This is a genomic window from Rhodanobacter thiooxydans LCS2, from assembly GCF_000264375.1.
GTDB classification, from domain to species: domain Bacteria; phylum Pseudomonadota; class Gammaproteobacteria; order Xanthomonadales; family Rhodanobacteraceae; genus Rhodanobacter; species Rhodanobacter thiooxydans.
Genome location: NZ_AJXW01000127.1, coordinates 1 through 283 on the forward strand (window position 1 = coordinate 1; position 283 = coordinate 283).

Annotated in this window: 1 pseudogene; it reads left to right on the forward strand. The window is 70.3% G+C overall.

Annotated elements, in window-relative coordinates:
• Window positions 1-283: pseudogene (locus UUA_RS19700) on the forward strand (choline dehydrogenase); the annotation flags it as partial.

Consider the following 283-nt stretch of genomic DNA (forward strand, 5'->3'; position numbering starts at 1 on the left):
CCGGCTCGCCGCGACAGCATCCGTTCCCGATGGCGCCGGTGGCCGAGCCGTGGTCGATGCGCCGCTTCCGCGAACGGCTGGCCCCGGTGTATCCGGTGGTCGCCAACACAGTGGCGCGCAACAGTCGCGGCTACGATGGACGACCGGCCTGCGTGGGCAACAACAGCTGCCAGCCGATCTGCCCGGTCAACGCGCAGTACCTGGGCATCAACGCGGTGGAAGCGGCCGAGGCGGCCGGCGTGAAGGTGCTGCCCAACGCGGTGGTCTACCGCATCGAGCACGA